Origin of the sequence: Geodermatophilus nigrescens (genome assembly GCF_900129495.1) — a bacterium.
In the GTDB taxonomy this organism is placed as follows: domain Bacteria; phylum Actinomycetota; class Actinomycetes; order Mycobacteriales; family Geodermatophilaceae; genus Geodermatophilus; species Geodermatophilus nigrescens.
The window spans coordinates 990,363-1,013,226 of sequence record NZ_FQVX01000002.1; the positions used below are offsets into that span (position 1 = coordinate 990,363).

A 22,864-nucleotide genomic window follows, 5' to 3' on the forward strand; every position below is an offset into this window, starting at 1 on the left:
CCCGTGGACCTCCTGGCCCTGGACACGTTGGACGTCGCCCGCTGGCAGTTCGGCATCACGACCGTCTACCACTTCCTCATGGTCCCGCTGACCATCGGTCTCGGGATCCTGGTCGCCGTCATGCACACCATGTGGGTGCGCACGAGCAGGCCCGAGTGGCTCCGGATGACCCGCTTCTGGGGCAAGGTCTACCTGGTCAACTTCGTGCTCGGCGTGGCCACCGGTCTCGTGCAGGAGTTCCAGTTCGGCCTCGCCTGGAGCGAGTACTCGCGCTTCGTCGGCGACGTCTTCGGCTCGCTGCTGGCGATGGAGGCGCTGCTCGCCTTCTTCCTCGAGTCGACCTTCCTCGGCCTGTGGATCTTCGGCTGGGGCCGCATCCCGAAGCGGCTGCAGCTCGCCGCGCTGTGGGCGGCGGTCATCGGCTCGATCGTCAGCGCGTACTTCATCATCGCGGCCAACTCGTGGATGCAGCACCCGGTCGGCGTCACCGTCGGGCCCGACGGCCGGCCGCAGCACGTCGACTTCCTCGCCGTCCTCACCAACAACACGGCGCTGGCCGCGTTCAGCCACGCGATCGTCGCCGCGCTCATGGTCGCGGGTGCCCTGCTGGTCGGCGTCGGCCTGTACCAGCTGCGCAAGCGGAAGCTGGCCGAGGCGCCCACCTCGGACGTCGACCACTCGGTGTGGCGCCGCTCGGTGCGGGTGGGCGGCTTCGTGTCGCTGGCCGCGTTCGTCCTCGTCGCCGTCACCGGCGACTGGCAGGGCAAGCTCATGTACCAGCAGCAGCCGCTCAAGATGAGCTCCGCCGAGGCGCTCTGCGAGACCGAGGCCCCGGCACCCTTCTCGATCTTCGCCTGGGCCAAGCTCGGCTCCAACGAGTGCGACGACGTGCACAGCTGGACCGTCCCCGGCCTGCTCTCCTTCCTCGCCCACAGCGACTTCGAGACCGCCGTCCCCGGGGTCAACGAGCTGCAGGAGCAGTACGCCGACGTCTACGGCGAGACCTACCCCGACGACCCGTCGTTCGGCGAGCGCGCCGGCGAGGAGATCGACTACACCCCGGTCCTGGCGGTCACCTACTGGAGCTTCCGGCTCATGATCGGCATGGGCGCGGTGTCGGCCGGTGTCGCGGCCTACGCGCTCTGGTCGACCCGCGGCGGCCGGGTGCCCACCTCACGGGTCGGTGTGTACGGCTCGCTGCTCGCCGTCGGCGCGCCCTTCGTCGCCAACGCGGCCGGCTGGGTGTTCACCGAGATGGGCCGCCAGCCCTTCGTCGTCTACCCGAACCCGGACGTCCCGGTCGGCGAGCAGGTCTACTTCTTCACCGCCCAGGCCGTCTCGCCCGGCGTCACCACCGCGGAGGTCTGGACCTCGCTGGTCAGCCTCGGCGTCCTCTACGGCGCGCTCGCCGTCGTCGAGCTGGTCCTGCTCACCCGGCTGGTCCGCCGGGGCGTGACCACCGGCGACACCACCCCGACGCCGCCCGCCGTGGGCAGCTCGTCCCGGGACGACGACGACCGTCCCGACGGCGGCCCGCGGTCCGACGATGACGTCCTCTCCTTCGCCTACTAGGAGCTCCCTGCCATGGACCTGCAGACCCTGTGGTTCGCCGCCGTCGCGGTGCTGTGGACCGGCTTCCTGCTGCTCGAGGGCTTCGACTTCGGCGTCGCGGCGCTGCTGCCGGTGCTCGGCCGCCGCACCGCCGACCGGCACCTCATGCTGCGCACCATCGGCCCCGTCTGGGACGGCAACGAGGTCTGGCTGGTCACCGCCGTCGGCGCGGTGTTCGCCGCCTTCCCCGGCTGGTACGCCACCTGGCTGCCGGCGCTGTACCTGCCCTTCGTCCTGGTGCTGCTCGGCCTGATCGTGCGGGCGGTGGCCTTCGAGTGGCGGCACCAGTCGCACGACCCGCGGTGGGACGCCACCTGGACGCGCGTCATCACCGGCGGCTCGCTGGTGGCCGCGGCCGGCATCGGCGCCGCGCTCGGCGCCACCACGCTGGGGCTGCCGGTCGACGGCGACGGGACCCGGGTGGGCGGCGCGTTCGCCGGCCTCGGCTGGTCCTCGCTGCTCGGCGCGGTCGCCGTCGTGGCGTACTCGCTGGTGCACGGCGCGCTGTTCCTCGCGCTCAAGACCGACGGCCCGCTGCGGCTGCGGGCGCGCGCGTTCGCGCTCCGCTCCGCGCCGGTGGGCGCGCTGCCGCTGCTGGCGTGGGCGGGGCTCGTGCACCTGCGCTCGGGCACCGTGGTCACCGGCGTGCTGTGGCTGGTCGCCGCGCTGGCCGTCGTCGTCACCTGGACCCGGGTGCGCCTCGACCGCGAGGGGCAGGCCTTCGCCGGCTGGGCCACCGTGCTGCTGGCCTCCGCGGCGACGCTGTTCGGCGCCGCCTTCCCGGTGGTCGTCCCCTCGACCGTCGACCCGGCCTTCGACCTCACCGTCGCGCAGGCCTCGGTCAGTGACTACACGCTGGGCATCATGACGTGGGTGGCCGCGGTCGGTCTGCCGGTGGTGCTGGCCTACCAGGCGTGGACGTACTGGGTGTTCCGCCGGCGCCTCACCGCCGAGCCCCAGCACGACGACGCCGCGGACCCGGTGGCCGCCTGATGGGCCGCCCCCGCGCGGCGGGCCCGGCCCGGGGGCCGCTCGCGCCGCTGGCCGGGGTGCCGGGCGTGCCCGGCGCCCTGGCCCGGGCGGCCGCCGCGGCCCTGGGGTCGACGGCGGGGCTGGTCCTGCTCGCCGCCGGCCTCGCGCACGCCCTCGCCCGCGCCGCCGGGTTCGCCGACGGCGCGCTGGGCGGGCCGCTCGCGCTGGCCGCCGCCGGCGCGGTGCTGCGCGCGGTCGCCGGCACCCTCGGCGAGCGGGCCGCCGCCCGCGACGCCCGCCGCGCCGAGGACGCGCTGCGCCGCTCCCTGCTCGAGCGGCTGGCCGCCTCCCCGGCCGCGGTCGCCGCCGCCGGCGGTCCGGCGCCCGCCGCCGTGCTCGCCACCACCCGGCTCGCCGACCTCGCGCCGGGCCTGGCCGGCTACCTGCCCGCGCTGGCGCAGGCCGCCGTCGTCCCGCCGGTGCTCCTGGTCGTCCTCGCCGCCACCGACCTGCTGTCGGCGGGCCTGGTCGCGGTCACCCTGCCGCTGGTGCCGCTGTTCATGGCGCTGGTCGGCCTCGCCACCCGCGACGGCACCACCGACGCCGCCCGCGCCCTCGACCGGCTCGCCGCGCACGTCGCCGAGCTGGTCCGCGGCTTGCCCGTGCTCGTGGGCCTCGGCCGCGCCGCCGAGCAGGTGGCCGCGCTCGCCGAGCTCGGCGAGGCCTCCCGCCGCCGCACGCTGGCCACGCTGCGGCTGGCCTTCCTCTCCGCGCTGGTGCTGGAGCTGATCGCCACGCTGTCGGTGGCACTGGTCGCGGTGACCGTCGGCCTGCGCCTGGTGCACGGCGACCTCGGCCTCGCCGTCGGGCTCACCGCGCTGCTGCTCGCGCCCGAGGCCTTCGCGCCGCTGCGCGCGCTCGGCACCGCCCACCACGCCGGCGAGGCCGCCACCCTCGCCGCCGCCGAGGCCCGCGCGGTGCTCGCCGCCCCGGCCCCTTCGGAGGGCGCGGCCGGCGACGGCGACCCGCGCGGCGCCGACGTCGCCGTCACCGGGCTCACGGTGCGCCACCCCGGCCGCGCGGTGCCCGCCCTGCCGCCGACCGACCTGGCGCTGCGGCCCGGCGAGCTCGTCGTGCTGCGCGGCGCCAGCGGCTCGGGCAAGTCGACGCTGCTGGCCGCGCTGACCGGCGCCCTCGACCCGGCCGCGGAGGTCGCCGGCACCGTGACCGGCGTCCCGGCCGGCGGGGTCGCGCTGGTGCCGCAGCACCCGCGGACGACGGCGCCCACCGTCGCCGACGAGCTGCGCCGGCACGCCGCGCCGGTGCCGGGCGTGGACGCCGTCGTCGCCGAGGCCTTCGTCGTGGAGGCGCTGGACCGGGTCGGCGCCACCGCGCTGGCCGGCCGCGACTGCACCACCCTGTCCCCCGGCGAGCTGCAGCGCGTGGCGCTGGCCCGCGCTCTGGTCCGCGTCCGCCGGGGCGCCCGGCTGCTGCTGCTCGACGAGCCGACCGCGCACCTCGACGACGCCGCGGCCGCCCGCGTGGCCGCCGTGCTGGCCGGCCTGCGGGGCACGGTCACCGTCCTGCTGGTCACCCACGACCCGGCGCTGGCCGCGCTCGCCGACCGCACGGGAACCCTGGCGGCGCCCGGCTCCCCCGTCCTCCCCGCCACATCGGCGGTCCCGTCGCCACCGGTGGCCGGAGGCGACCACGTCGCCGATGTGGGCGCCACCCCGCCGGCCGCCACCGCCGCAGCCACCACCGCCGCAGCCGCCACCACCGCGCTGGGCTGGCCGCGCCGCGCCCTGGTGCGGGCCGTCGCCGCGGGCACCGCCTCGGCCGGCGCCGGCGTCGCGCTCACCGCCCTCTCCGGCTGGCTGATCGTGCGCGCCGCGGAGATGCCGCCCGTGCTCACGCTGCTCGTCGCGATCGTCGGCGTGCGCGCCTCGGGTCTCGGCCGGGCGCTGCTGCGCTGGACCGAGCGGCTCACCGCCCACGACGCCGCCCTGCGCATGGCCGCCGACCTGCGGGTGCGGGTCTGGCGGGCGCTGGCCGCGCAGGGCGTGGCCGCCGACCGGACGCCGGGCAGCGCACTGGCCCGGGTGGTCGGCGACGTCGGCCTGGTGCAGGACCTGTCGGTGCGCGTGGTGCCGCCGGCGCTGGTGGCGGTCACCGTCCCGGCGCTCACCGTCGCCGTCCTCGCGGTGCTGTCCCCCGCCGCCGCGGGCGCCGTCGCCGTCGTCCTGGCGCTCACCGCCGCGGGCGTGCTGGCCGTGCACCGGCGGGTCGACGCCGGCGCCGCCCGGGCCGAGGGTGCGCTGCGGGTGGCCGCGCTGCGCGACGTCACCACCGCGCTCGAGGGCGCGCCCGACCTCCGGGCCCACGGCCTGGCCGCCGCCACCGCCGCCGACCTGGCCGCGGTCGCGGGCCGCCGCTCGGCCGTCGCGGCCACCGGCGAGCGGGCCGGCGCGCTCGGCACCGGCCTCGTCGTCCTCGGCACCGGCCTGGCCGCCGTGCTCGCCACCGCGGCCGGCGCGGCGACCGGGGTCACCGGCCCGCTGGTCGCGGTGCTCGGTCTCGCCCCGCTCGCGCTGGCCGAGCCGCTGACCGGCCTGGTCTCGGCGCTGCAGCGGCGCGGCGCGCTCGCCGACGCCCGCGCCCGGCTCGACGCCGTCCTCACCGCCCCGGTGCCCACCGACCCGGCCGACCCGCTGCCCGCCCCAGCGCCGGTGCGCGATCTCGCCGTCACCGGCCTCACCGCCGGCTGGCCCGGCGGCCCGGACGTGCTGCGGGACCTGTCCGCGCGGGCCTCCGCGGACGGCGGCTGGCTGGTCGTGCGCGGGCCCTCCGGCGCCGGCAAGTCGACGTTCCTCGCGGTGCTGCTCGCCGCGCTGCGCCCGCGGGCCGGCGGCTACGCGCTCGGCGGCACCGACACCGCCCGGCTGACCGGCGACGCGGTGCGCTCGCGGACGGCCTGGCTGCCGCAGGAGTCGCACGTGTTCGCCTCCACCATCCGGGCCAACCTCGCGCTGGCGGCACCCCGCGGCGCACTCGCCGGCCCCGACGGTGAGCGGCGGATGGGCGCGGCGCTCACCGCCGCCGGCCTCGGCCCGCTGGTGGCCGGCCTGCCCGACGGCCTCGACACCCCCGTCGGCGCAGGCGGCACCGCACTGTCCGGCGGCGAGCGGCGGCGGCTGGCCGCGGCGCGGGCGCTGCTCGCCGACCGCGACGTCGTGCTGCTCGACGAGCCCACCGCGCACCTCGACCCGCCGACCGCCGCCGCGCTGCTGGCCGACCTGCGCCGCGCCCTGGCCGGCCGGGTGGTCGTCTGCGTGACCCACGACGACGCCGTCGAGCGGCCCGGCGACACGGTGCTGCGGCTCGGCGCGACCGCCCCGGTGCCGGTCAGCTGACGAAGCCCGAGCGGTAGGCCAGCACCACCGCCTGGGTGCGGTCGCGGGCGCCGGTCTTGGCCAGCACCGCGGCCACGTGGCTGCGCACCGTCTCCACCCCCACGACGAGCGCGGCGGCGATCTCGGCGTTGCTGCGGCCGTCGGCCACCAGCCGCAGCACCTCGGCCTCCCGCGCGGTGAGCCGGGACAGCCCCGGCGCGACCGCCGGGTCGGGCGCGCCCGCCTGCCGCCGCACCAGCCGGCGCACCGCGTCGGGGAACAGCAGCGACTCGCCGCGGGCCACCGTGCGGATGCCGTGCAGCACCTCCTCCGGCGTCGACCGCTTGAGCAGGTACCCGTCGGCGCCCGCGGCCAGGGCGTCGACGATCGAGGCGTCGTTGGCGAACGTGGTGAGCACGAGCACCCGCGCCGCCGAGCCCGCGCGCACCAGCGCCTTGGTGGCGGCGATGCCGTCGAGGCCGGGCATGCGCACGTCCATGAGGACGACGTCGGGGGCGGTGCGGCCCACCAGGTCGAGCACCTCCGACCCGTCGCCGGCCTGGCCGACCACCTCCAGGTCGGGCTCGGCGCCGATCACGGCGGCCAGCCCGCTGCGGATCAGCGGCTCGTCGTCGACCAGCGCGACGCGGACGGTGCTCACCGCGCGTGCACCGGCAGCCGGACGTCGAGCACGAACCGCCCGTCGTCGTCGGGGCCGGCCGTGACCGTGCCGCGCAGGTCGCGCACCCGCTCGCGCACCCCGCGCAGCCCGCGCCCGCCCCCCGCGGTGCCCGGCACCGAGCCCGGCGTCGTGTCCACCAGCCGCAGCGCCAGGTCCGCGCCGGCGTCGACCTCCAGCCGGCAGGCCGCGCCGGGCGCGTGCCGCAGCACGTTGGTCAGCCCCTCCTGCACGATCCGGTAGCCGGCGCGGGAGACCACCGCGGGCAGCGCGCCCGGCTCGCCGCCGACGGACACGTCCACCCGGACGCCGGCGTCGCGGGCGGTGGCCAGCAGCGCGTCGAGGTCGCGCAGGTCGGGCGCCGGCGCGGCCGGGCCGTCGGCGTGCTCGCGCAGCAGGCCGAGCACGTGGTCGAGGTCGACCAGCGCCCGCCGCGCGGCGTCCTCGGTCGCCCGGATCGCCGCCTCGGCCGCGGCCGGGTCGCGGGTCATCAGCCGCCGGGCGGCGCCGGCCTGCACGCTGACCAGGCTCAGCGAGTGCCCCACGCTGTCGTGCAGCTCGCGGGCCAGCCGGTCGCGGCCGGCGAGCACGGCCACCGCCGCCTCGGCCGCGGCCAGCCGCTCGGCGGTGGAGCCGGCCAGCAGCCGCGGCGCGAGGACGGCCAGCCCGCGGCCGAGCAGGTCCCCCGCGACGACGGCGGCGACGGCCAGCGCCGCGGCCGCCGCCAGCCGCAGCGCGGGGTCGCCGGGCACCGGCAGGCCGTCGAGGAGCGGATCGTCCGGGGCGGCGGCCAGCACGACCGCCGTCGGCAGCCCGACCACGAGCAGGCCGCCGGCGAGCCCGCCGGCCAGGACGTGCCCCACCACGAGGACGGCGGTGCGGGCCCGCTGCGCCGCCGTCCCCGAGGGCCCCACCCGGTCGTCGACGCGGCCGGTGAGCAGCGCCCCGACCGCCACGCCCTCGATGGAGCGGGACTCGGCCAGGGCGCCCAGCGCCGCCACCGGGACCGCCACGACGACGAGGGCCAGGACGACCGCGAGCGGCCCGGGCAGGCCCGCGGTGAGCAGGAGCTGGGCCGGCCAGGCCAGGACGACGCCGACGGCGAGGGCCAGCGCCCCGCCGAGGAGCAGGTACACCCAGCGGTGCAGCGACCTGCGCAGCGCCGGCGAGGGGTGGACGCGCACCACGGCGCCATCCTGGCAGGCCGGGCGGCTCACCGGACGCCGCAGACCGGGCAGGTCCCCCGCCGGCGCAGCGCGTGGGCGAGGACCGCCAGCCCCAGCGCCAGTCCCCAGAGCAGGGTGGGGAACAGCAGCAGGAACGATGCCTCGACCGGGTCGCCCGAGCCGAGCCCGGCGATGCCGATGGCCAGCATGGACGGGCCCGACGCGAGCAGGACGACCGCGACGGTGCCGCCGGCGAGCACCGGCACCCGCACCGGCACCGGCCGGCCGCGCAGCACCGGCACCCAGGACGGCCAGACCTCGCCCCACGGCCGGATCAGCCCGAGGGTGGCCACCGCGCCGCCGAGCGCCGCGATCCCCAGCGCCAGCCCGAACAGCCGCAGCGCCGGGTCCGCGCCGTCGGGCAGCCCCACGCCCCACGGCGTCAGCCAGGTCATCCGGAGCAGGCCGTAGGGCAGCGGGCAGGCGGCGGCGACCAGCGTCGCGACGCGCCCCCAGCGCGCGGCGGCCTCCGGCCGGGTCCAGGCCGGGCCGGGGCGCCCGCAGCTGCCGCAGACCCCGCGGGCGGCGCGCAGCACCCGCACGCCGAGCCAGGCGAGGAGCACCGTGCCGCCGAGCAGCAGGGCGAGGTGCCCGCGCGAGGGCAGCTCGCGGGCCAGCGGGTCGCGCAGCTCGCCGGCGAGCCGGGCGACGCTGTCGGGGTCGAGCACGCCGCTGAGCAGGCCCGCGGCCACCACGGCGGCGACGGCGAGCAGCCACGGCCGCGCCCGCCGGCTGCGCACGGCGCCGATCGTGAACACGACGAGGAAGGCGGCGGGGGCGACGATCGCGCACAGGTAGCCGAGCAGCACCAGCACCCGCAGGTCGGCGGTGAGCGCGGCCAGCCCGCCGGCGACGGCGAGGGCCAGCACCGCGGCGCCGGCCGACGGGCGTCCCCGCGCGGCGACCGCCGTCGCGGCCAGCCCGCCGGCGGCGAGGCCCAGCACCAGCCAGGCGGTGAGGTCCGGGGGCAGGACGGTCAGCAGGCCGGCGCCGCCGTTCTCGCCGTCGCCGTCGAGGCCGGGGCGGCTCGCGGGGTCGAGCACCCACCGCAGGCCGAGGGCCAGGTGCAGGACGCTCCACGCCGCGGCGGCCAGGAGCAGGGGACGCGGCGGCCCGCCGGTGCGGGCGGCGGGGACCAGGGGCGGGGACGCGGTGGCGGGCACGGGGACCTCCCGGGGACGGCCCGGGTGCTCCGGGCGGACGCCGTCCAGCCTCGGCACGCGCGCGGCCCCGGTGCTCCCCCGCGCGGGGGATCCCGCTCCCCGCCGGAGGGGAGCCCGGCCTCAGCGCGGGGGCACCCGCCGGACCTCGAAGCCGGGGTGCCGCGGCAGCGCCGGGTCGACGACGACGGGCACGCCGGCCGGGTCGCCGAGCAGCGGCCGGCCGGCGGCGTCGGGGACGGTGCGCAGGCGCTCGAGCACCTCGGGCCGGACGCGGACCTCCCGGGGCGGCGCGGCGCCGGGCGCCCACGCGACGGCGAGGACGTCGTCGCCGGTGCGCGACCGGGCGGGCGGGGGTGCGAGCGGGCGGGTCGGGAGGGTGGTGGTGACCATGTCGGGCCTCCTGGGCGGGTCCCCGTGCTCTGCGCCCTTCCTACGCCGGGGGTCCGACGGTTCCCGGGGCACCGACCGGAGCGCGCTCGTGCTCTGCACACGGGTGCGTGCAGAGCACGACCCGGCCCGGGACGACCCGGCCGGAGGAGCGGTCAGCCGGCGACGGGGACGTCGACCGGGATCTCGGGCCCGAGCGTGGCGCCCTGCAGCAGCCGCAGGTCGTCGCCGGACCAGAAGCTGCCCGGGTCGTACCAGTTGCGCGGGCGGTCGGCGGGCAGCAGGCCCATCGCGGTGTAGGTGGCGGCCACCAGCTCGGCGCAGAACACCGTCTCCGCGGCGGCGCCCCGGCGCAGCCGCCCGTTGACCCAGCCGCGCACCAGCCCCGGCGTCGTCGGGAAGGGCCGGCCGTCGAAGCGGGCGACGGTGCGCAGGACGGCGTCCTCCATCTCGCGGGTCACGCCGCCGTCGTCGGCCGGGCCGACGAGCTGACGGAGCCACGCGCGCTGCCCGTAGCGCTGCCGCCACGTGACGACGGCGTCGCGCAGGTCGTGCAACTGCACGCCGCGCTGGTGCCTGCCGGTCCACGCGTCGGGCAGCGAGCGGCCGAGCTCGGCGTGCCAGAGCAGCGGCGGCAGGTCCTCCAGGACGACGGCCATGCCGACGTGGTTCACCGGCGCGTTGGTCAGCGCCCGGATCGCCCGGTCGGCCACCGACGCGCCGCGGAACACCCAGACGTCGCCGGTGCGGGTGAGCTCGACCGCCTCGTCGAGCGGGAGCGCGCGGGGCGGGGTCACGCGGCTACGTTAGGCGACCGTGCGTCCCTCCTCGCGAGCGTTGAAGCTGCTCGGTCTGGCCGGCCTCGCCGGCGTCGCCGCCACCGGGGCGGTGCTGGTGCGCGGCGAGCGGCAGCGGCGGGCGCACACGCCCGACGAGGTGCGCACCCGGCTGCACGAGCGGCACGCCGCCGCGGCCGCCGCCCCGGAGGACGCACCCGGGGACGGTCCGGCGAGCGAGCCGCCCGGCCCGGTGCCGGTGCCCGCCCGGCGCCGGTGGGTGCTCCGGCTGCGGCGGCGACCGGGGGTTTGAGCCCACCCCGGTGCGCCTAAGGGACAGGCGTGACGGGAGACGACGCGTACCGCGCGTTCGGCGACCCCGAGGGGAGGTTCCCGGCGGTCGAGAGCGTGGGCGAGCGGCTGCTCGGCTCCCTGCTCGACCGTGCGCACCTCATCCCGGCCCGCCTCGTCGGCCCGCTGGTGGCGCAGGAGCTCGGCCACGCCGGCGTCGACGAGGTGGCGATCCTGCTGCAGGACGTCGACCAGGTGGACCTGCACCCGCTGACCGGGCCGGGGCTGTCGGGCGCGCAGGTGCCCATCGACGGCAGCCCGGCCGGCGACGCCTTCGCCCGGGACGAGGCGGTCGACGAGCCGCTGGACGGCGGGCGGGTGCGGATGCACCTGCCGATGCTCGACGGCTCCGACCGGGTCGGCGTCCTGTCGCTGGTGCTGCACGACCCCACCGAGGCCGACCGCCGGCTCGCCCAGCGCGCCGCCGGGCTCGTCGCCGACCTGGTCGTGACGAAGGACCACTACACCGACACCTTCGCCCGGGTCCGCGAGCGGCGGCCGATGGAGCTGGCCGCGCAGCTGCAGTGGGAGAGCCTGCCGCCGCTGTCGATGACCACCCCGGACGTCGAACTGGCCGGCATCCTGGAGCCCGCCTACGAGGTGGGCGGCGACAGCTTCGACTACGCGCTCGACGAGCACGTCCTGCACCTGGCCGTCTTCGACGCGATGGGTCACGGGCTGACGGCGGCGTCGATGGCCACCCTCGTGCTGGCCGCCTACCGGCACGCGCGGCGCCGCGACCTGCGGCTGACCGCGACCTACGCCGAGATGGACCGCGTCGTCGCCGAGGTCTTCCCCGGCCGGTTCGCCACCGGCCAGATCGCCCGGCTCGACACCGACTCCGGGGAGCTGTGCTGGGTCAACGCCGGGCACCCGCCCGCGCTGTGGGTGCGCGACGGGCACGTGATCGGCGAGCTCACCGGCCGGCCGACCCGCCCCATCGGCTACGGCGGCGCGGTCTCCGAGGAGCACGCCGTCCGGCTCGAGCCCGGCGACCGGGTCCTGTTCTTCACCGACGGCGTCGTCGAGGAGCGCCTCGACGACGGTGAGCAGTTCGGCGAGAGCCGGCTGCGCGAGGTGCTGGAGGAGACGTCGGCCGAGGGCGTGTCGGCGGCGGAGACGGTGCGCCGGCTGTCGCACGCGCTGAAGGCCGCGCGGGCGGGCCGCACGAGCGACGACGCCTCGCTGCTGCTGGTCGAGTGGAAGGCACCGCCGCGCGACGACGAGCTCGCCCCCGACATCCCCGAGGCCTCGCCCACGGGGTCCGGCAGCCGCTGACGGCGCACGTCCCCACCGGGACGGACGGCGACCGCCACACCGGGCCGCGCGCCCGCCCCTCCCCCGCCCGCGGGCCCGGGTCGACACTGCTCCCGCCGTCCACGGGGGAACCGTCCTCGGGAGGGAGAGCACCGTGACCGAGCACCCCAACGTCATGCGGATGCGCGAGGGCTACGAGGCCTTCGGCAAGGGCGACCTCGAGCGTCTCCGGGAGCTGTGGCACCCGGACATCCGCTGGCACGAGCCCGGCAGCAACCCGCTGGCGGGCCACTACACCGGCGTGGACCAGGTCTTCGGGCTCTTCGGCCTGCTGTTCGAGCTCACCGAGGGCAGCTTCCGGGCCGAGGTGCGGGCGACGTTCGCCGACGACACCGACGGCGTCGCGGTCGTCCGGCTCACCGCACACCGCGGCGACCGGGACATCGACGTGGTGGCCGCCCACCTGTTCCGCTACGAGGACGGCCTCGTCGCGGAGTTCCAGGAGGCGCACACGGACCAGGCCGCCGTCGACGCGTTCTACGGCTGACCTCAGCCGGCCGGGAGCGCCGGGCCCTCGTCCTTGAGCGCGACGCCCGACGCTCCCAGCTCGCGGGCGGCCGACAGCAGCGCGGCCACCGTGTCGGCGGCCTGCGCGTAGGACAGCCCGTGCGGCGGCCGCACGTTGGACACGCAGTTGCGCTCGGAGTCCGCGCGCCCCGGCCGCGGGTCCCAGGTCAGGTAGACGCCGAGGGAGTCCGCCGACGACAGGCCCGGCCGCTCGCCGACCAGCACGAGCACCGCGCGGACGCCGAGCGCCTCCCCCACCGCGTCGCCGAGCGCCACCCGCGCCTGCGTGGCCACCACCGGCGGCGCCACCGACCAGCCGCCGAGCCGCTCGCGCAGCGCCGCCACCAGGCCGGGGCCGTGCTCCTGCACCGCGCGCGGGCTGAGCCCGTCGGCCAGCACGAGCGCGAGGTCGGCGCCGGTGTGCGGCAGCGCCGTCCCCTCGGCGGGCACGCGGCCGAGATCGGGGCGCTGCAGGTAGGTGGCCCGGTCGGGCGCGGCCGACGCCACGGCCAGCACCTCGCCGCCGAGCGCGGCCCGCAGCGCGCCGACGTCGAGCGGTGAGTGCACGGCGTCGCGGGCGGCGGCGTGGGCGGCACGGAACTCCAGCTCCCGGGACGTCGGCAGCGCGTCGCCGGCCCGGCCGAGCGCCACCCGCGCGCGGGTGGCCGACCGCAGCACCGCCCACGGGTCGTCCCCGACCCGCTCGGGCGCGCTCACGACGACGCCGCCGCGAGCAGCGCCCGGGCCGCGGGCGCGTCGGGGGCCAGCTCGCGCACCCGGCCGCCGTCGTCGAGCAGGTCCATCCGCGCCAGCCACGCCTCGAACTCCGGCGCCGGCCGCAGCCCCAGCACCGAGCGGGCGGTGAGCACGTCGGAGAAGGCCAGCGACTGGTAGTGCAGCATCACGTCGTCGGCGCCGGGCACGGCGATGAGGAACGAGCAGCCGGCCGCGCCGAGCAGCAGCATCAGCGAGTCGGTGTCGTCCTCGTCGACCTCGGCGTGGTTCGTGTAGCAGACGTCGACGCCCATGGGCAGGCCGAGCAGCTTGCCGCAGAAGTGGTCCTCCAGCCCGGCGCGCAGCACCTGCTTGCCGTCGTAGAGGTACTCGGGGCCGATGAACCCGACGACGGTGTTGACCAGCAGCGGGTCGAAGTGCCGGGCGACGGCGTAGGCGCGCGCCTCCAGTGTCTGCTGGTCGACCGGCCGCCCGCCGATGCCGAGGTGCGCCCCGGCCGACAGCGCCGACCCCTGCCCGGTCTCGAAGTAGGTGACGTTGTCGCCGACGGTCCCCCGCCCGAGCTCCAGCGCCCCGGCGCGCGCCTCGGCGAGCAGGCCGAGGGTGACGCCGAACCCGCGGTTGGCGCCCTGCGTGCCGGCCACCGACTGGAACACCAGGTCCACCGGCGCCCCCTGCTCGAGCGCCCGCAGCGTGGTGGTCACGTGCGCGAGCACGCACGACTGCGTCGGGATCTCGTAGCGGGTGATCACCGCGTCGACCAGCTCGAGCAGCGCCACCGTGCGGGCCGGTGAGTCGGTGGCCGGGTTGATCCCGATGACCGCGTCGCCCGACCCGTGCAGCAGCCCGTCGAGGATCGAGGCCGTGACGCCGACCGGGTCGTCGGTGGGGTGGTTGGGCTGCAGCCGCGACGCCAGCCGCCCGGGCAGGCCGATCGTGCTGCGCAGCGCCGTCACCACTCGGGTCCGGCGGCCGACGGCGACCAGGTCGGCGTTGCGCATCAGCTTCGACGTCGCGGCCACCATCTCCGGCGTCAGCCCGGGCGCCAGCGCGGAGAGCGCCGCCTCGTCGCCGGCCGCCGTCCAGGCCAGCAGCCGGTCGCGGAACTCCCCGACGGTCAGCGAGGCCACCGGCGCGAACGCCGCGGCGTCGTGGGTGTCCAGGATGAGCCGGGTGACGTCGTCCTCGTCGTAACCGACCACCTGCTCGTCGAGGAAGGTGGCCAGCGGCAGGTCGGCGAGCACCGTCTGCGCGGCCACCCGCTCGGCGGCCGACCCCGCCGCGCAGCCGGCGAGCACGTCACCGGAGCGCGGCGGGGTGGCCTTCGCCATCAGCTCGACCAGGGTCGGGAACTCGTAGGTGTGCCCGCCCAGCGTCACGGTGCGTCTCACCGGACGTCGTCCTCGGCCTCGGCGAGCAGCTCGAACTCCTCCTCCGGCGCCGAGGCCACCAGGTGGTGGCGGCTGTAGAGGGCGAACCAGGCGAGGAAGACGACGTAGGCGGCGAGCGTCCACAGCGCCGCCTCGCGGTCGACGAGGAAGGTGGCGACGACGGCCGCGGCCGCCAGCACCAGCGCGACGCCGGTGGTGAGCGTGCCGCCCGGGGTGCGGTAGGGCCGCGGCAGCGACGGCTCGCGGCGGCGCAGCACGATGTGGCTGACCATCATGAGCACGTAGGAGACCGTCGCCCCGAAGACGGCCATGTTGAGCAGCATCGCGCCCTGGCCGGTCAGCGAGAGGGCGAACCCGATCGCGCCGGGCACCAGCAGCGCGAGCACCGGGGCCTTCCGGGCGTTGGTCACCGACAGCGCCCGCGGCAGGTAGCCGGCGCGGGACAGCGCGAAGGTCTGCCGCGAGTAGGCGTAGATGATCGAGAAGAAGCTCGCGACCAGGCCGAACAGGCCGGCGTAGTTGACCACCCGCGTGAGGCCGTCGGAGACGCCGGCGCCGGCGAGCGCGTCGACCGGCGGGTTCCCCGACTCCGCGATCGCCGCCGAGCCGGCCGCTCCGGGGGTGAAGACGAGCATGAGGATGGCGAGCACGACGAGCACGCCCATCGCCGCGACGATGCCGCGCGGCATCGAGCGGGCGGGGTCGCGGGCCTCCTCGGCGGCCAGCGGCACGCTCTCCACGGCGAGGAAGAACCAGATGGCGAAGGGGAACGCCGCCCAGATGCCGAGCAGGCCGTAGGGCAGGAACGACGACGCCCCGGCCGCGTCGGTGGGCGCGATGTCGAGCAGGTTCCCCGCGTCGAACTGCGGCACGGCGCCGACGAGGAAGACCACCAGCCCGGCGACGGCGACGACGGTGACGGCGAACATCGCCTTGAGCGCCTCGCCGACGCCCATGAGGTGGATGCCGATGAAGAGCGCGTAGACCGCCAGGTAGACCCACCAGCCGTCGGTGATGCCGAACAGGCCGAGCGACTCGACGTAGGCGCCGATGAAGGTGGCGATGGCCGCGGGCGCGATGGCGTACTCGATGAGCACCGCGACGCCGGTGGCGTAGCCGCCCCACGGGCCCAGGGCGCGGCGCGCGAAGGTGTAGCCGCCGCCGGCGGTCGGCAGCGCGGAGCCGAGCTCGGCCAGGCCGAACACCATCGCGGTGTACATGACCGCCATCAGGACGGTGGCGATGAGCAGCCCGCCGAAGCCGCCCTCGGCCAGGCCGAAGTTCCAGCCGGCGTAGTCACCGGAGATGACGGCCGAGACGCCGAGGCCCGCGAGCAGCAGCCAGCCCGCGGTGCCGGTGCGGAGCCTCCGCTTGTCGAGGTAGCCGGCGTCGACGCGCTCGGCCTCCACCCCGGCGTGGTGCCCGGCCCGCGAGGGCGTGGGACGGGCGGTGGGTTCGGCGGTCATGGGCGCTCCCGCGGTCGGCTCCGCCGGACGGCGGAGGGCGCCAGCCTCGACCCGCGGGAACGCCCGGGTCAACGGCCTGCGCCAGCGGCAACAGACCGTTCACGCCGCCGACTTAGGGGATGCCGTGCCAGCGCCCCTTCTCGGCGTTCCCGGCGGGCTTCGACTCGAGGACGTTGCCCGGCGTGGGCTGCGTCCGCTGGTCGTCGGCGAGGGCGAAGACCCGCAGCAGCGGGCCGACGAGCGCGTCGTAGACGGCCGGGAACAGGCGGAACCCGAGGATGACGACGGGGTTGGCGAAGCCGGACTGGACCAGCCGCCGCGGCCGGTCGAGCCGGGCGACGACCGAGCGGGCCACCCGCTCCGGCGAGTAGATGGGGATCGGCGGGCGGCCCTTGAGGCCGATGTAGCTGCCGGCCTGCGAGTAGATGGGGGTGTTGACGCCGCCGGGCGCCACCGCGGAGACGTGGATGCCGGGGACGTCGCGGGTCTCCTGCTGCAGCACCCGGATCATCCCGAGCTGGCCCCACTTGGCGGTGATGTAGCTGCCCATGAGCGGGGTGGCCACCGAGGCCAGCAGGGAGCTGACGATGACCAGGTGGCCCTCGCCCTGGCGGCGGAACTGCGGCAGCACCACCCGGGCCAGGTTCGCGGTGCCGTGCAGCGCGGTGTCCACGACCCGCTCGAAGACCTCCTTGGGCACGTCCTCGACCTTGCCGTAGGCGACCACCTGCGCGGAGTGGACGACGACGTCGAGGCTGCCGAACCGGCGCACGGCGCCGTCGACGGCGGTGCGCAGCGCGTCCTCGTCGAGCACGTCGGCCGGGCAGACGACGACGTCGGCGGCGCCGGCCGCGCGCACCTCGGCGGCGGTCTCATCCAGCGCCTCGCGGCCGCGGGCCAGCAGCACCAGCGACGCGCCCCGCTGGGCGAACAGGCGGGCGGTGGCGCGGCCGATGCCGCTGGAGGCACCGGTGATGAGCACGGACTGGGACATGCGGGGGCGCTCCTCGGCTCGGGGGTCCCGGGCGGCCTACCCGGGTCCGTTGCCCGCCATGCGATCGAGCACCGCGAGCAGCCGGCCCGGGCCGGTGACCTCCGTCCCCTCCGGCAGCCGGGCGCGCAGGCCGCGGTCGGCGGTCACCGCGAGCACCCGGCGGCCGGTGGCGGCCAGCGCGGCGGCCTCCGCGGCGAGGGCGTCGTCGCCGCTGCCGGGCGCCCGCACCAGCCGCAGGCCGTCGGGTGCCGTCACCCCCCGCGCGGCCCCCTCGACGACGACCACCACCTCCTCGACCCCGACCCCCTCGACGTCGAACGGGAGGCCGGCGCGGGCCAGCCGGGCCAGGAGCCGGCCCGTCGCGCCGGCCCGGTCCCGCCACCAGCCGTCGGGACGGGCGCCGACGACGTTGGCCGCGTCGACGAGCAGGACGGTCACGTGCCCCCGATCGGGTGAGCCGGTTCGCGGTGATCATCCGCGGGGTATCCGCAGGTCAGGAGCGCAACGAGACGGGGATGCGCACGGGACGGGGAGGTCCGATGGCGAGCACCGACGGTACCGGGCACGGGGCGGGCACGACGGCGACCGGCGAGGGGGCGCACGTCACCCGGGGAGCGGCGCGCGACGCCGTCGCCGCCCAGCGCGACCGCTTCGGCGGGATCAAGTGGGGGGCGGCGTTCTTCGGCTGGCTGTCGGCCAACGGCCTGGCGGTGCTGCTGGTCGCGCTGGTGTCGGCGGCCGGCGTGGGCCTCGGCCTCGCGCAGGGTCTCGACATCGTCGACGAGGCCACCGAGCAGGCCGCGGGCATCGGCCTGGGCGGCGCGGTCGCCGTCGTGGTGGTGCTGTTCCTCGCCTACCTCGCCGGGGGCTACGTGGCCGGGCGGATGGCCCGCTTCGACGGTCCCCGCCAGGGCCTGGCGGTGTGGCTGGTCGGCCTGGTCGTCGTGCTGCTGCTCGCCGTCGCGGGCGCCGTGCTCGGAGCGCAGTACAACGTGCTGCAGCAGCTGGACCTGCCGCGCATCCCCGTCGACGAGGGCACGGCGACCACCGCCGGCCTGGTCACGCTGGCCGCGATCCTGGTGGCCACGCTGGTGGGCGCGCTGCTCGGCGGCGCGCTCGGCACCCGCTACCACCGCCGGGTGGACCGCGCCGGCTTCTGAGAGACCGGGTCCCGTCCCGCCTCCCGCGCGCGGGAGGCGGGACGGGGCGTCGTCCGGCGGCCATACGCTGCCGGGCATGTGCCGCAACATCCGCCCGCTGTCGAACTTCGAGCCGCCGGCCACCGAGGACGAGGTGCACGCCGCGGCCCTGCAGTACGTGCGCAAGATCAGCGGCTCGGCCAAGCCGTCGCGGGCCAACGCCGACGCCTTCGACCGCGCCGTCGCCGAGGTGGCCGCCGCCTCGGCGCGGCTGCTCGACGCGCTGGTCACCTCCGCGCCGCCGAAGGACCGCGAGGTCGAGGCGGCCCGTGCGCGGGCCCGCGCCGCCCTCCGGTACGGGGGCTGACCTGGGCGTTCCGGTCGCGCACGACCGGAACGCGCACGTCGGGCGCTCCCGGGGGCATGGCAGGGGGCGGAACGGGTAGGTCCGGGACTCGCACGACGAACCCGAACCCCGAGCCCCTGGAGTCCTGCCATGGCCCGCAACACCCTGTCCCGCGCGCTGCACGACCTCGGCCTGTCGGCCTGGTTCGGCGGCACGCTCGCCAACGCCGTCGCGCTCAACGCCGCCGCGGGTGAGGCCGGCAAGGACACCGGCCGGGTCGCCAACGAGGGCTGGAACCGGTGGACGCCGGTCAACGCCGTCGCCATCGGGGCGCACCTGGTCGGCAGCGTCGGCCAGCTGATCGGCAACCGCGGCCGCGTCGCCCAGCAGCAGGGGGTGGCGAGCATGTCCGCCGCCAAGACGCTGCTCACCGCCGCCGCGCTCGGCGCCACCGCCTACAGCCGCTCGCTCGGCATGGTCGTCAACAGCCAGGACAACCCGTCGTCGAAGTCGGGCACCAAGCCGACCAAGCGCACCAAGGCCGAGGTCGCCGCCGCGCAGGAGCAGCTCGACACGCTGCAGTGGGTCATCCCCGCCCTGACCGGCGCCCTCGTCTGGGTCAGCTCCTACGCCGGTGAGCAGCAGCGCGCGAGCGAGGTCATCTCCGGCGTCCGCCGCTGACCTCCCGCTCGACCGCACCACCGCAGAACCAGGAGGTTCCCGTGACCCAGGCCCGCAGCGTCACCTTCTCCGGCAACCGCGCCGTCGACCCGCACGCCGAGCGCGGCCCCGAGGGGCCCGGCGCCACCCGGTGTCCCGACTGCACCGACGGCCTCGGCGCCCCGGCGCCGGTCCCGCCGGACTCGTGGCGCGGGCGGATCCGGGCCAACCCGGGGCTGCACCTCGCGTGGCGGGTCGGCGTCTTCGTCGTCGGACTGCTGTTCGTGCTGCTGGGCCTGGCGCTCACCGTGCTGCCCGGGCCGCTGACCATCCCGCCGGTGCTCGTCGGCCTGTGGGTGTGGTCGACGGAGTTCGACTGGGCGCGGCGGTTCTTCGCCGCGTTCCGCCGCAAGGCGGTGGCCGCCTGGCGGCACGCCAAGCAGCACCCGGTCAGCTCGGCGGCGATCACCGTCGGCGGGCTCGCGGCCGCGGGGGCGGTGTTCTGGGCGGTCGGGCACTTCGACCTGGTCGACCGGGCGACGAGCGCCCTCGGCCTCGGCTGACCCCGGCGCCCTCCACCGGCCGCCGTCCGCGCCCGCGGACGGCGGCCGGTGTGCGTCCGTCCCCTCCCGGACCCCGCCCGTGAGCACTCCCCCGCCCCGGCCGGCGCCGCAGCGTCCCTCCCGGCTGCTGCGGCGCGGCCGCACGCCCGGGCTGCGCACCGCGAAGACCGTGCTGGCCGCGGTCGTCGCCTTCCAGGTGGCCACCTGGCTGGACACCACCAGCTCCCCGATCCTCGCGCCGCTGACCGCGCTGCTGGTCGTCCAGCTCACCCTCTACGAGACGCTGACCACCGGCTGGGAGCGGGTCGCCAGCGTCACCTCCGGCGTGCTCATCGCGGTGCTGTTCGCCTCGGTCGTGGGCCTGACCTGGTGGAGCCTCGGCCTCGTCGTCGGACTGTCGCTCGTCGTCGGCCGGCTGCTGCGCCTCGGGCCGCACCTCGCCGAGGTGCCGATCAGCGCGATGCTCGTGCTGGCCGTGGGCGGGGCCGAGACCGCGGCGCTCGGCCGCATCACCGAGACGCTCGTCGGCGCCGGCGTCGGGGTGCTGGTCAACCTGCTCGTCGCTCCCCCGCTGTACGTGCAGCCCGCCGGGGAGGCGATCGCCGAGCTCGCCGGGCGCATGGCCGCCCTGTCCGAGGACCTCGCGGCCGCACTCGGCGGGCCGTGGTCGCGCCGCCTCGCCGACGACCTGCTCGACCGCGCCCGGGGGGTGGGGACGGAGGTCGCCCGGGCCGACCGGCACCTCGCCCGCACCGAGGAGAGCGCCCGCCTCAACCCGCGCGGCCGGTCCGCCCGCGAGGCGCGCCCGCGGCTGCGCAACACGCTCACCGCCCTCGAGCGCGTCCACGTCACGCTGCGCACGCTCACCCGGGTGCTGCTGGACCGCACCTACTTCGTGCCCGAGGACGAGGCCGACCGCGCCTGGACGCCGGCCGCCCGGGCGGCGCTGGCCGACGTCCTGCGCACCGTCGCCCGGACGCTGCGCGAGGCCGGCGCGGTGGCCGACGGCAGCGCGGTGCCCACCGGCGTCGACGCCGGGCGGCTGTCGGCGATGCTCGACCTGCGCGCGCGGCTCGCCGACGCCCTGCTGGTCGACCCGGCGCACGACGCGGCCGCCTGGGCGCAGCACGGCACGCTGCTCGACGCCGTCGACCTGCTGCGGGTGGAGCTGGCCGCCGCGCTCCAGCCGCCGTCGGCGACCTGGGCGCCCCCGCCGCTGGCGCAGGCGCAGGTGCGGGCGGTGCGGCGGGCGCTCACCCGCCGGCGCCGGCGGGGATGAGTGTCAGGCGACGGTCAGGACCACCGGGCCGTCGTCGGTGACCGCCACCGTGTGCTCGACGTGCGCCGCCCGGGCGCCGTCGGCGGTGACCACCGCCCAGCCGTCCTTCTTGTGCCGGTAGCGCTCGCCGCCGGCCAGCAGCATCGGCTCGATCGCCAGCGTGCTGCCGGCGTGCAGCCGCACCCGGTCCAGCCCGGTGGCCGGCCGGTTGGGCACGAACGGCGGCTCGTGCATGGCCCGGCCGATGCCGTGCCCGCCGTGGTCGGGCAGGTGCGCGAAGCCGTACCGCCGGGCGACGGCGTCGATCGCGGTCGCGACGTCGAGCAGGGTGGCGCCGGGGACGGCGGCGGCGATCCCCGCGGCCAGCGCCTCCTCGGTGGCGGTGACCAGCCGGGCGTCCTCGGGGCGCTCGGCGTCGCCCACCTGCACGGTGATCGCCGCGTCGCCGTTCCAGCCGTCGACGATCGCGCCGCAGTCGATGCTCAGCAGGTCGCCGTCCTTGAGCCGCTGCCCGCTGGGCCGGCCGTGGACGACGACCTCGTTGGGCGACAGGCAGGTGACGCCGTTGTAGGCCGTGGGCGCCCACGCCGGCTTGTAGCCGAGGAACGACGACGTGGCGCCGGCCTCGTACATCGTCGTCTTGGCGAGGTCGTCGAGCTCGCGCAGCTTCACGCCCGGCCGCGCCGCCGCCCGGACGGCCGCGAGCGACAGCGCCACCGCGCGTCCGGCGGCGCGCATCGCGTCGAGCTGGGCGGTCGTCCGGGGAGGCAGCACGTGCAGGTCCACGCCCCGACGGTACGAGACCGCGGGACGTCATCCGGACGTCAGCCGGCGGGGTCGCGGTGGACGTCGGCCGGGTCGGGCGTCCGGAAGGCGGTGTCGGCGCCGTCGGGGGCCGGCGAGTCCTCCCCGGTCTCCCTGGGGCGGTCGGCCTCCTCGGGACGGTCGGGCTCCTCGCCCCCGACGCCGAAGCCCTCGGCCGGGGGCGGCGCGCCGGCCCCCGGGTCGGCGGCGGGGATCCCGTCGTCCGGGTTGCCCAGCTCCGGGGTCATCGGTTCCCACATCGACGTCATGCCCCTCCCCTACCCCGTCGCCGCCGGGTGAGGTGGACGTCAGGTGACACGGAGGTGGCGAGTGGGCATACGGACGGGATCGAGCCGGGTCACCGGACCGGCTCACGGACGGCAGAGGAGCCGACGATGGCCACCACGGGATCGGGACAGCGGGCACGGCGCGGCACGCGGCCGGTCCCCGCACAGCGCGACGGTCACGACGACCGCCGGGGGGACGACGGGCGGGACGAGAGCCGCGCGGAACGGATCGACCGCGAGCTGATGGAGCTGCTCAACGAGCTGCGGGTAGCGCTGCCGGGCGTGCAGTTCCTCTTCGCGTTCCTGCTGGTCGTGCCGTTCCAGCAGGCGACCGAGCGGGCCACGGACTTCCAGCGCGACGTGTACTTCGTGACCCTGGTGGCTGTCGTCGTGGCCACCGCGCTGCTCATCGCGCCGGCCGCGCAGCACCGCGCGCTGTTCCGCCAGCACGACAAGGAGGACCTGCTGCGGCGCAGCAACCGGTTCGCCTTCCTCGGCCTGTGCGTGCTCGCCGTCGCGATCGTCGCGGCCGTGGTGCTGGTGGTCGACTTCCTGTTCGCGCTGCCGCAGGCTCTCGTCACCGGCGGCGTGGTGGCCGTGCTGCTCGGCTGGCTGTGGATCGGCAGCCCGGCCGTGCAGCGGGCCCGCGGGGGCGCCGACGACGAGTGACCCCCGGCCGCGACCACTGGACCCCGGTGGCCCGCTTCCCCGCCATGAACGGGCCACCGGGGTTCACTCGTCCCGCGGAGCCGGCCGGCCCAGCGCCGCGCGCGTGCAGCCGGCGGCGCCCGGCCCGGTCCTCCTACGCCCGCGATCCTG

At 77.5% G+C, this 22,864-nt stretch carries 24 protein-coding genes; 12 read left to right on the top strand and 12 right to left on the bottom strand.

The genetic code is table 11. The features are described 5' to 3' along the window. Nucleotides 1-3: 3 nt before the first annotated feature. Genes BUE37_RS12280 through cydC form a run of 3 tightly spaced genes read left to right on the top strand, consistent with a single transcriptional unit; the run spans nt 4 to nt 5,996 of the window. Nucleotides 4-1,572 (top strand): cytochrome ubiquinol oxidase subunit I, encoded by a 1,569-nt coding sequence (locus tag BUE37_RS12280; protein WP_245794563.1) that lies wholly within the window; start codon nt 4-6, stop codon nt 1,570-1,572. A gap of 12 nt (nt 1,573-1,584) precedes the next feature. Then, a complete protein-coding gene (gene cydB / locus BUE37_RS12285) occupies nt 1,585-2,604 on the top strand; it encodes a cytochrome d ubiquinol oxidase subunit II (protein WP_073420397.1) in 1,020 nt (339 codons plus the stop codon). After that, nucleotides 2,604-5,996: a thiol reductant ABC exporter subunit CydC gene (gene cydC, locus BUE37_RS12290; protein WP_073420398.1), complete on the top strand. Its 3,393-nt coding sequence runs from the start codon at nt 2,604-2,606 to the stop codon at nt 5,994-5,996. Before cydB ends, cydC begins: the two co-directional genes overlap by 1 nt. Here the strand turns inward: cydC and BUE37_RS12295 are convergent. The 5 genes from BUE37_RS12295 to BUE37_RS12315 form a co-directional block, all read right to left on the bottom strand. Beyond that, the gene (locus tag BUE37_RS12295; RefSeq protein WP_073420399.1) at nt 5,989-6,636 is read right to left on the bottom strand and encodes a response regulator; all 648 of its coding nucleotides are present in this window, start codon (nt 6,634-6,636) and stop codon (nt 5,989-5,991) included. The two genes, cydC and BUE37_RS12295, sit on opposite strands and share 8 nt — an antisense overlap. Then, the gene (locus BUE37_RS12300) at nt 6,633-7,841 is read right to left on the bottom strand and encodes a sensor histidine kinase (protein ID WP_217651222.1); all 1,209 of its coding nucleotides are present in this window, start codon (nt 7,839-7,841) and stop codon (nt 6,633-6,635) included. The genes BUE37_RS12295 and BUE37_RS12300 overlap by 4 nt, the downstream gene beginning before the upstream one ends. A gap of 26 nt (nt 7,842-7,867) precedes the next feature. After that, nucleotides 7,868-9,043 carry a hypothetical protein gene (locus BUE37_RS12305; RefSeq protein WP_139252933.1) on the bottom strand — a complete coding sequence of 392 codons (1,176 nt, stop codon included), beginning with the start codon at nt 9,041-9,043 and terminating at the stop codon, nt 7,868-7,870. Between the two features lie 120 nt (nt 9,044-9,163). Next, entirely contained in the window at nt 9,164-9,433 is a 270-nt protein-coding gene (locus tag BUE37_RS12310; RefSeq protein ID WP_073420400.1) for a hypothetical protein, read from the bottom strand. A 152-nt stretch (nt 9,434-9,585) separates the two neighbouring features. Next, nucleotides 9,586-10,227, bottom strand: a complete 642-nt coding sequence (locus BUE37_RS12315) for a hypothetical protein (protein WP_073420401.1) — start codon at nt 10,225-10,227, stop codon at nt 9,586-9,588. A gap of 40 nt (nt 10,228-10,267) precedes the next feature. Between BUE37_RS12315 and BUE37_RS12320 the strand changes: the two genes are divergently transcribed. The 3 genes from BUE37_RS12320 to BUE37_RS12330 all read left to right on the top strand — a co-directional run bounded on the left by BUE37_RS12320 (nt 10,268) and on the right by BUE37_RS12330 (nt 12,361). Next, a complete protein-coding gene (locus tag BUE37_RS12320; protein WP_073420402.1) occupies nt 10,268-10,519 on the top strand; it encodes a hypothetical protein in 252 nt (83 codons plus the stop codon). A 29-nt stretch (nt 10,520-10,548) separates the two neighbouring features. After that, nucleotides 10,549-11,835, top strand: coding sequence for a PP2C family protein-serine/threonine phosphatase (locus BUE37_RS12325; RefSeq protein WP_073420403.1), 1,287 nt, complete (start codon nt 10,549-10,551; stop codon nt 11,833-11,835). Nucleotides 11,836-11,968: 133 nt separating this feature from the next. Beyond that, nucleotides 11,969-12,361 (top strand): nuclear transport factor 2 family protein, encoded by a 393-nt coding sequence (locus BUE37_RS12330; protein ID WP_083628586.1) that lies wholly within the window; start codon nt 11,969-11,971, stop codon nt 12,359-12,361. Nucleotides 12,362-12,363: 2 nt separating this feature from the next. Here the strand turns inward: BUE37_RS12330 and eutC are convergent, their stop codons facing one another. From eutC to BUE37_RS12355, 5 genes are all read right to left on the bottom strand, one after another. Next, on the bottom strand, nt 12,364-13,098 hold the full coding sequence (gene eutC, locus BUE37_RS12335) for an ethanolamine ammonia-lyase subunit EutC (protein ID WP_073420404.1): 735 nt from the start codon (nt 13,096-13,098) through the stop codon (nt 12,364-12,366). Continuing rightward, the gene (locus BUE37_RS12340; RefSeq protein ID WP_073420405.1) at nt 13,095-14,507 is read right to left on the bottom strand and encodes an ethanolamine ammonia-lyase subunit EutB; all 1,413 of its coding nucleotides are present in this window, start codon (nt 14,505-14,507) and stop codon (nt 13,095-13,097) included. Before BUE37_RS12340 ends, eutC begins: the two co-directional genes overlap by 4 nt. Then, nucleotides 14,504-15,973, bottom strand: a complete 1,470-nt coding sequence (gene eat, locus BUE37_RS12345; RefSeq protein ID WP_175562855.1) for an ethanolamine permease — start codon at nt 15,971-15,973, stop codon at nt 14,504-14,506. Before eat ends, BUE37_RS12340 begins: the two co-directional genes overlap by 4 nt. A gap of 112 nt (nt 15,974-16,085) precedes the next feature. Continuing rightward, nucleotides 16,086-16,967, bottom strand: a complete 882-nt coding sequence (locus BUE37_RS12350) for an SDR family NAD(P)-dependent oxidoreductase (RefSeq protein WP_073420406.1) — start codon at nt 16,965-16,967, stop codon at nt 16,086-16,088. 36 nt (nt 16,968-17,003) lie between these two features. Beyond that, complete coding sequence (locus BUE37_RS12355) at nt 17,004-17,405, bottom strand: hypothetical protein (RefSeq protein WP_073420407.1); 402 nt, start codon at nt 17,403-17,405, stop codon at nt 17,004-17,006. 101 nt (nt 17,406-17,506) lie between these two features. Between BUE37_RS12355 and BUE37_RS12360 the strand changes: the two genes are divergently transcribed. The 5 genes from BUE37_RS12360 (at nt 17,507) to BUE37_RS12380 (ending at nt 20,954) form a co-directional block, all read left to right on the top strand. Then, complete coding sequence (locus tag BUE37_RS12360; protein WP_073420408.1) at nt 17,507-18,127, top strand: hypothetical protein; 621 nt, start codon at nt 17,507-17,509, stop codon at nt 18,125-18,127. 76 nt (nt 18,128-18,203) lie between these two features. Continuing rightward, complete coding sequence (locus BUE37_RS12365) at nt 18,204-18,473, top strand: DUF2277 domain-containing protein (RefSeq protein ID WP_073420409.1); 270 nt, start codon at nt 18,204-18,206, stop codon at nt 18,471-18,473. Between the two features lie 129 nt (nt 18,474-18,602). Further along, nucleotides 18,603-19,133, top strand: coding sequence for a hypothetical protein (locus BUE37_RS12370; RefSeq protein WP_073420410.1), 531 nt, complete (start codon nt 18,603-18,605; stop codon nt 19,131-19,133). Nucleotides 19,134-19,174: 41 nt separating this feature from the next. Further along, the gene (locus BUE37_RS12375) at nt 19,175-19,675 is read left to right on the top strand and encodes a PGPGW domain-containing protein (protein WP_073420411.1); all 501 of its coding nucleotides are present in this window, start codon (nt 19,175-19,177) and stop codon (nt 19,673-19,675) included. Between the two features lie 79 nt (nt 19,676-19,754). Next, complete coding sequence (locus tag BUE37_RS12380; protein ID WP_073420412.1) at nt 19,755-20,954, top strand: FUSC family protein; 1,200 nt, start codon at nt 19,755-19,757, stop codon at nt 20,952-20,954. A gap of 3 nt (nt 20,955-20,957) precedes the next feature. Here BUE37_RS12380 and map read toward each other — a convergent pair whose 3' ends face one another. Then, nucleotides 20,958-21,740: a type I methionyl aminopeptidase gene (map, locus tag BUE37_RS12385; RefSeq protein ID WP_245794565.1), complete on the bottom strand. Its 783-nt coding sequence runs from the start codon at nt 21,738-21,740 to the stop codon at nt 20,958-20,960. Between the two features lie 38 nt (nt 21,741-21,778). Further along, nucleotides 21,779-22,006: a hypothetical protein gene (locus tag BUE37_RS12390; protein ID WP_245794567.1), complete on the bottom strand. Its 228-nt coding sequence runs from the start codon at nt 22,004-22,006 to the stop codon at nt 21,779-21,781. A gap of 147 nt (nt 22,007-22,153) precedes the next feature. Between BUE37_RS12390 and BUE37_RS12395 the strand changes: the two genes are divergently transcribed. Next, nucleotides 22,154-22,714 (top strand): DUF6328 family protein, encoded by a 561-nt coding sequence (locus BUE37_RS12395; protein WP_217651223.1) that lies wholly within the window; start codon nt 22,154-22,156, stop codon nt 22,712-22,714. Nucleotides 22,715-22,864 lie beyond the last annotated feature (150 nt).